Source organism: Streptomyces sp. NPDC058741 (assembly GCF_042746715.1).
GTDB lineage: Bacteria > Actinomycetota > Actinomycetes > Streptomycetales > Streptomycetaceae > Streptomyces.
In genome coordinates this window covers 1-7980 of record NZ_JBHYQH010000089.1, presented here as the reverse complement: position 1 = coordinate 7980, position 7980 = coordinate 1, and the positions used below count along the sequence as shown (strand labels likewise).

The following is a 7980-nucleotide window of genomic DNA, read 5'->3' as shown; positions in this document are numbered from 1 at the left end:
GCCGACGAGGCCGCCGAGGAGCAGGCTCCCGCCAAGAAGGCGGCCCGCAAGACGGCCAAGAAGGCCACGGCGAAGAAGGCCGCCACCAAGAAGACCGCGGCGAAGAAGACCGCGGCCAAGAAGACGACGGCCAAGAAGGCGGCGAAGACCACCACGTCGGCCGCCAAGAAGACCACGTCGAAGAAGACCGCGGCGGCCGAGCAGACGCGCTCCTCCGTCTCGGCCGCCACCGACGAGGGCTGACCCGCACGAACGCCTGCCGGGGCGTGCGCGCGTGCCGCGTACGCCCCGGAGCGCGACCGGAATGACCGGCCGCACAGGCGGGGGCCCCGGCTCGGTTTGACCCCCTCGGCCGCGGCCCCGTAACCTTGACCGTCGGCGTGTCGATTGACCCGCCACATCCCCGTAAACCTCATCCTCCGGGCGCCGGGCGCCCAGGAGAGGCCGCTCGCTGTGTCGGGTGGCTGGCCTGCGGGGTGCCGTTTCCCGAGCGAGAGAGTGAGTCCGCGTGTACGCCATCGTGCGCAGCGGTGGTCGCCAGCACAAGGTTGCTGTCGGCGACATCGTTGAGGTTGACAAGATTTCCACTGCCAAGGTTGGCGACACGGTCGAGCTCTCGACCCTGCTCGTTGTCGACGGCGAGGCCGTGACCAGCGACCCGTGGGTGCTGGCCGGCATCAAGGTCCAGGCCGAGGTCGTGGACCACCACAAGGGGCAGAAGATCGACATTCTGCGCTACAAGAACAAGACGGGTTACCGCCGTCGTCAGGGCCACCGCCAGCAGTACACGGCGATCAAGGTCACCGAGATCCCCACGGCTGCGAAGTAAGGGACTGAGGAGAAATGGCACACAAGAAGGGCGCATCGTCCACCCGGAACGGTCGCGACTCCAATGCCCAGCGGCTCGGCGTGAAGCGCTTCGGCGGTCAGGTCGTCAACGCTGGTGAGATCCTGGTCCGTCAGCGCGGCACCCACTTCCACCCCGGCGCGGGCGTCGGCCGTGGCGGTGACGACACGCTGTTCGCGCTGCAGGCCGGTTCGGTGCAGTTCGGCACCCACCGTGGCCGCAAGGTCGTGAACATCGTTCCGGTCGCCTGACCGGACACTCTCGCGAGGCGGACCTCACTTCCCGTTGCGGGAAGGCGGGTCCGCCTTTCGCGTGTTGGACAAGTGCATCTTGCTGAGCAAGCGCATCTTGTCGAGCAAGATCATCTCGTTGAACAAGTAAATCTCGGACGTACTTCTGGAGGCACCCACCATGACCACCTTCGTGGACCGCGTCGAGCTGCATGTCGCCGCGGGTAACGGAGGCCACGGCTGTGCCTCCGTCCACCGTGAGAAGTTCAAGCCGCTCGGCGGTCCGGACGGCGGCAACGGCGGTCGCGGCGGGGACGTGATCCTCACCGTCGACCAGTCCGTCACCACGCTGCTGGACTACCACCACTCCCCGCACCGCAAGGCCACCAACGGCAAGCCCGGTGAGGGCGGCAACCGTTCCGGCAAGGACGGCCAGGACATGGTCCTGCCGGTGCCGGACGGCACGGTCGTGCTGGACAAGGCGGGCAACGTCCTCGCGGACCTGGTCGGGCACGGCACCTCCTACGTCGCCGCGCAGGGCGGCCGGGGCGGGCTCGGCAACGCGGCCCTGGCCTCCGCCCGGCGCAAGGCGCCCGGTTTCGCGCTGCTCGGCGAGCCGGGTGACGTGCAGGAGATCGTCCTGGAGCTGAAGACGGTCGCCGACGTGGCGCTCGTCGGCTACCCGAGCGCCGGCAAGTCGTCGCTGATCTCGGTGCTCAGCGCGGCCAAGCCGAAGATCGCCGACTACCCCTTCACCACGCTCGTGCCGAACCTCGGTGTCGTCACGGCCGGTTCGACGGTCTACACGATCGCCGACGTGCCCGGGCTGATCCCCGGTGCCAGCCAGGGCAAGGGCCTGGGCCTGGAGTTCCTGAGGCATGTGGAGCGGTGCAGCGTGCTGGTGCACGTCCTGGACACCGCGACGCTGGAGTCCGAGCGCGACCCGGTCTCCGACCTCGACGTCATCGAGGAGGAGCTGCGGCAGTACGGCGGGCTGGACAACCGGCCGCGGATCGTCGTGCTGAACAAGATCGACGTACCGGACGGCAAGGACCTGGCCGAGATGGTGCGGCCCGACCTGGAGGCGCGCGGCTACCGCGTGTTCGAGGCGTCGGCCGTGGCGCACATGGGGCTCAAGGAGCTGTCGTTCGCGCTCGCCGAGCTCGTGGCGCAGGCCCGGGCGGCGAAGCCGAAGGAAGAGGCCACGCGGATCGTGATCCGGCCCAAGGCCGTGGACGACACGGGCTTCACCGTGGTGCGCGAGGCCGACGGCCTGTTCCGGGTGCGCGGTGAGAAGCCCGAGCGCTGGGTGCGGCAGACCGACTTCAACAACGACGAGGCCGTCGGCTACCTCGCGGACCGGCTCAACCGGCTCGGTGTCGAGCAGGAACTGATGAAGGCGGGTGCCCGGGGCGGCGACGGCGTCGCCATCGGACCCGAGGACAACGCGGTCGTCTTCGACTGGGAGCCGTCCATGACGGCCGGGGCGGAGATGCTCGGCCGGCGCGGTGAGGACCACCGGCTCGAAGGGGAGCGGCCGGCCGCGCAGCGCCGCAAGGACCGGCAGGCCGAGCGGGACGAGGCGCAGCGGGCGTTCGACGACTTCGAGCCGTTCTAGCCCCTCGGGCGGCCAGGAGCGCATCAGCGACGGACTGCGGGGCAACCAAGTCGTCGTGCGGTGAGTCGTACGGGGCGGTGCGGAGCGGATCTTGGTCTGCTCCGCAGGCAACCGCCCAGCGGATCACCGGAGTTCACGTGCCCCAGTCCATGACCAGGCGCAGGATCGGCCGATCGGTCGCGGCGGCCGTCACCACCCCGATGGCCGCGCACGCCGCTCCTCCCGCCGCCGGGTCCACCGCGGCCGCGCTCCGCGACGACCGTCAGGTTCCAATGAGGGCCCGGGACCGCACGCGGTCCCGGGCTCCTCGGCTTGTGTGCGCACCTCGCCGACCGGTCAGGATTGCCCGCTCCGAGACCGAACAGCCGCACAATCCTGATCCGGAACTCCTTGTGGAGTTACTCACAGCAATCAACGAGGCGTCCGCGCCGTGCTGTGGAACCGTCTCGTCAACAACCGGCGGCGGCAGGTGAATCACGGGTGGCGCGCACATATGCGGCGGAAGGCGCTCACCTTGCACTGCGGTAACCACAAGTGGGAGCATTTCCGCGTTCCCTGTCGTCCCGAGGTAGGTCACCTGTGTCCCAGCACATAGCCAAGCCCCGTACCACCGCAGTGATCCTGGCCGGTGGCACCGGCCAGCGGGTGGGTCTGTCGATCCCCAAGCAGCTGCTGAAGATCGCCGGCAAGGCAGTCATCGAGCACACGCTGACCACCTTCGAGAACGCCGACTCCATCGACGACGTCATCGTGCTGATGGCGCAGGGCTACGTCCCCGACATCGAGAAGATCGTCGCCAAGGCCGGCTTCAGGAAGGTCTCGAAGGTCATCGAGGGCGGCTCCACGCGGAACGAGACCACCGAGCGCGCCATCGCCGCCCTGGGCGAGGGCCTCGCCGAGGGCGAGGACCCCAACGTCCTCTTCCACGACGCCGTCCGCCCGCTGCTCTCGCAGCGCGTCATCGACGACTGCGTCGCCGCGCTGCAGCGCTACCAGGCCGTCGACGTGGCGATCCCCTCGGCGGACACCATCATCGTCACGCGCACGCACGGCGAGGACGGCGAGTTCATCACCGAGATCCCGGACCGCTCCCGGCTGCGCCGCGGCCAGACGCCGCAGGCCTTCAAGCTGTCCACCATCAAACGGGCCTACGAGGTCGCCGCCGGCGACCCCAACTTCCAGGCCACCGACGACTGCTCGGTCGTACTCAAGTACCTGCCGGACGTGCCGATCCACGTCGTCGCGGGTGACGAGTACAACATGAAGGTCACCCAGCCCGTCGACGTCTTCATCGCCGACAAGCTCTTCCAGCTGGCCTCCACGGCCGCCCCCGAGCAGGTGAGCGAGGAGGCCTACCGCCAGTTGCTGACCGGCAAGACGGTCGTCGTCTTCGGCGGCTCCTACGGCATCGGCAAGGACATCGCCGAACTCGCCGAGTCCTACGGCGCAAAGGTCTACGCCCTGGGCCGCTCCACCACCGGCACCCACGTGGAGAACCCGGAGGAGGTCGACGACGCCCTTTCCAAGGCGTACGCCGAGACCGGCCGCATCGACTACGTGGTGAACACCGCCGGCGTACTGCGCATAGGCAAGCTCGCCGAGACGGACAACGCCACCATCGAGGAGGCGCTGAAGGTCAACTACCTGGCCCCGGTACAGATCGCCCGCTCCTCGTACAAGTACCTCTCCGAGACCAAGGGCCAGCTGCTCCTGTACACCTCCAGCAGCTACACCCGCGGCCGCGCCGAGTACAGCCTGTACTCCTCCACCAAGGCCGCCATGGTGAACCTCACCCAGGCCCTGTCCGACGAGTGGGCCGGCGACGGCGTGCGCGTGAACTGCATCAACCCCGAGCGCACCGCCACCCCGATGCGCACCAAGGCCTTCGGCCAGGAGCCCACCGGTTCCCTGCTGTCCTCCGAGGCCGTGGCCCGCACCTCGCTCGACGTGCTGCTGTCCGAGCTGACCGGGCACGTCATCGACGTCCGCCAGCAGGACCCGACGGCCGGTGCGGCCCGCGCGTCCGGCTTCGAGCAGGCACTGGCCTCGGTCCTGGACCGGCAGGACGGCGTGTAATGATGGGCGCCAAATAGACTTCGGTAATTCAGGCCTCTGCGCCCTTCTGTCACCCACGTCGGTAACAGGAGTGTTCGCAGGGGCCTGAATCCGTACCCTCGTGAATATTCACAGATCAGCCGCATTCTTGACCAAGACCGGCACACCCCTCCCAAGAGCAGGTTCCTCCGTGATATCCACCGCTATTCGCGTCGCCCGGGTGGGCAGCGCGGCCGAGCTGGCCGCGGCGGTCCTCATGGTGGCGGGTTTCCCCGCCCTCATGCTGGCCGCGCTCGTCCCGAGCGTCCCCGCCTTCGCGGCAGCGGCCGCCGTGACGTACCTGGCGGACCACTATCTGCACCGCAAGGGCAGCTACCTGATCAACCGCCTCGGCAAGGTCCGGGCCGGGCTGTCGATCCGCTTCCTGATCCGGCAGCTGCTGCTCGTCCTGCTGCTGGCCCGGCTGTCCCTCGCGGACAACCTGATCTCCTACGGGGCGATCGCCTGCTTCATCGCCTTCTACGGCCTGCAGGCCCCGCACGGCGCGCTGGTCCAGCTGATCCGCAACCGCCGCCGCCTGCCGGTCGCCACGCGCAACATCGACCTGAAGTCCCGCATCCGCATCCCGGACGCCCCGCCGCGCCGGCTGATGCACCGCTCCGCCGAGAAGATGCTGCACCTCGACCTCGTGGCGGTCGTCGCCATCCTGGTCGCCGCCCAGGTCCACTCGTCGCTGATCGGCTTCGTCGGCATCGGCGTCACGGTCGCCCTCGGCGTCCTGTACGTCCTGGCGCTCATGCCGTACGTGCGCGGCCGGAAGACCCCGCCGAACGCCGAGAAGGCCCTGGCCGCGGTCGACGACTGGCTGCGCGAGTACCAGCCGGAGACGGTCCTGTACTTCTCCGGTTCGAAGGACTCCGCCTACCAGGTCAACATGTGGCTGGACACCATGGAGAACCTGGACTCCAAGCCGCTGATCATCCTGCGCGAGCGCGCCATCCTCAACAACCTGGCGCCCACCACGGTCCCGGTCGTCTGCGTGCCCGGAGGGGTGCACCTGATGAACCTGGACCTGAGCACGGTGCGGGTCGCGCTCTACGCGGCGAACGTCGGCAAGAACATCCACCTGCTGCGCGTGCCCACCATGAAGCACGTCTTCATCGGCCACGGCGACAGCGACAAGCTCGCCAGCGTCAACCCGTACAGCAAGGTCTACGACGAGGTGTGGACGGCCGGCCGCGCCGGCCGCGACCGCTACGCCGTCGCCGACGTCGGTGTCCGCGACGACGACATCGTCGAGGTCGGCCGCCCCCAGCTCGCCCCGATCCAGCCCTGGCAGGGCGTGCCCGAGGGCCCCCGCGGCGGAGCCGCCGACGCACGCTGCCCGACGGTGCTGTACGCCCCCACCTGGGAGGGCTGGGACGGCAACCCGGGCAACACCTCGATCGTGCTGGCCGGCGAGAACATCGTGAAGAGGCTCGTCGCGGCCGACCCGCCGGTCCGCGTCCTGTACAAGCCGCACCCCTTCACGGGCACCGTCAGCAAGGAGGCGGGCGCCGCGCACCAGCGGATCACCGCCCTGGTCGAGAAGGCCGCCGCCGAGCGCGCCATCAACCCGCGGTTCGTCCCCGACACCGCCGCCCACGCGGACGCCAAGGCCGAGCTGCAGCGGATCGAGGCCCGGCTCGCGCAGCTGTCGGGCACCGGCGGCGAGCGCCGTGACGAGGCCGAGGCCACCCGTGACGGGCTGGTCGACGTCGCCCGGCACGAGGAGGTCGCCCGGCTGCGCACCGAGTGGAACGACGCCTACTGGCGGGCCTTCCCGTCCTGGGAGCACCGCGTCATCACGGGCGCCGAGCCGCGCCTGTACGACTGCTTCAACGTCTCCGACGCGATGGTCTCCGACATCTCCAGCGTGGTCTCCGACTTCATCGCCAGCGGCAAGCCGTACGCGGTCACGGACTCCGCCGAGGTGGGTGCCGAGGAGTTCAAGCGCAACAACACGGCGGTGCGCGCCGCGGTGATCCTCTCCAACAGCGCCGCCGAGCTCGGCGAGCTGCTGGACGCCGTACGCGACCCGGCCGCCGACCCGCTGGCGGAGGACCGCAAGAAGCTCAAGCAGTACCTGCTGGGCCCGGACGAGCCGGCCTCCATCGAGCAGTTCAACACCGCTGTCGCGAACCTCGCGCTCAAGGCCGAGACCCGCAACGTCGGCCAGCAGTCACGGGACGCGGCCGCCCTCGCGGAGGCCGAGGCCGACACCGCGACCGCGACCGAGACCCCGGCTGCGACCGAGATCGAAGCCGAGACCGCGACCGAGCTGGCGAACGCCCTGCCCGGGCAACGGCTGTCCCCGGCCGGTGAGACGGACGGCGTCGGCACGGCCTGAACCGCCGCCCGCAGCCGAAGGGTCCGGCCCCGAGGAGTCCTCCTCGGGGCCGGACCCTTCTCCGCTGTCCTTTTCCCGTCCGTTCACCGTGTGACGTGTCCCACTCGCACGTGTGCTCCAGGCAACCGCCTCCGTCGATCCCCCGTCTAACAAGTAGTGAATGAGTAGGTAAGGGACAATTGTCCCAGTGGGCAGGGGGAAATGTGACGAGGGGGAGACGTGACCGGGGCGCAGCCTGATGTGAGCGTGATCATCGGGGCGTACGAAGCGATGCCGTACCTGATCGAGTGCCTCTCGTCCGTCGAGGCACAGACCATCGATCCGGAGCGCGTCGAGGTCATCGCCGTGGACGACGGCTCGACGGACGGCACGGGGGATTATCTGGAGGAGTTCGCCGTGCGCGCCCCGATGCCCGTCCTGGTGATCCGGCAGGAGAACTCCGGCGGCCCCAGCGGCCCGCGCAACGTCGGCCTGGGCAAGGCGACGGGGCGGTACGTCTTCTTCCTGGACGCCGACGACCGCCTGGGCCCCGAGGCCCTGGAGCGGATGGTCGCCATGGCCGACCGCGCCGGCACGGACGTCGTCCTCGGCAAGGTCGAGGGCGTCAACCGCTCCGCGCCGAAGTCCATGTGGGGGGCGACGGTGGAACGCACCGACGTCTTCTCCTCCCCCATCAAGTTCACGCTCAGCGCGCAGAAGCTGTTCCGCCGGGCCCTGCTCGACCGGCACGGCATGCGGTTCGACGAGTCGCTGTTCACCGGCGAGGACGCGCTGTTCACCATGGAGGCGTACCTGCGCGCGGACGGCGTCTCGGTGGTCGCCGACCGCACCTGCTACTACC

The 7980-nt window shown here is 69.4% G+C and carries 7 protein-coding genes; all 7 read left to right on the top strand.

Features of this window, described 5'->3' with window-relative positions; genetic code table 11:
- The coding region (locus ACFW6P_RS31875) for a hypothetical protein (protein WP_386425746.1) at positions 1 to 243 on the top strand (243 nt) is incomplete at its 5' end.
- Between the two features lie 265 nt (positions 244 to 508).
- Positions 509 to 829 (top strand): 50S ribosomal protein L21, encoded by a 321-nt coding sequence (gene rplU / locus ACFW6P_RS31870; RefSeq protein WP_345659671.1) that lies wholly within the window; start codon positions 509 to 511, stop codon positions 827 to 829.
- A 14-nt stretch (positions 830 to 843) separates the two neighbouring features.
- Positions 844 to 1098 carry a 50S ribosomal protein L27 gene (gene rpmA / locus ACFW6P_RS31865; protein WP_010041940.1) on the top strand — a complete coding sequence of 85 codons (255 nt, stop codon included), beginning with the start codon at positions 844 to 846 and terminating at the stop codon, positions 1096 to 1098.
- 160 nt (positions 1099 to 1258) lie between these two features.
- Complete coding sequence (gene obgE, locus ACFW6P_RS31860; protein ID WP_386359662.1) at positions 1259 to 2695, top strand: GTPase ObgE; 1437 nt, start codon at positions 1259 to 1261, stop codon at positions 2693 to 2695.
- A 579-nt stretch (positions 2696 to 3274) separates the two neighbouring features.
- On the top strand, positions 3275 to 4771 hold the full coding sequence (locus tag ACFW6P_RS31855) for a D-ribitol-5-phosphate cytidylyltransferase (protein WP_386425744.1): 1497 nt from the start codon (positions 3275 to 3277) through the stop codon (positions 4769 to 4771).
- Positions 4772 to 4970: 199 nt separating this feature from the next.
- Complete coding sequence (locus ACFW6P_RS31850; protein WP_386425749.1) at positions 4971 to 7139, top strand: hypothetical protein; 2169 nt, start codon at positions 4971 to 4973, stop codon at positions 7137 to 7139.
- Between the two features lie 219 nt (positions 7140 to 7358).
- On the top strand, positions 7359 to 7980 hold a 622-nt coding region (locus tag ACFW6P_RS31845), incomplete at its 3' end, for a glycosyltransferase family 2 protein (RefSeq protein ID WP_386425742.1).

Bases quoted from the DNA above. Each gene is read 5' to 3' on its own strand.
- rpmA (WP_010041940.1), top strand. From the start codon at position 844: ATGGCACACAAGAAGGGCGCATCGTCCACCCGGAACGGTCGCGACTCC.
- obgE (WP_386359662.1), top strand. From the start codon at position 1,259: ATGACCACCTTCGTGGACCGCGTCGAGCTGCATGTCGCCGCGGGTAAC.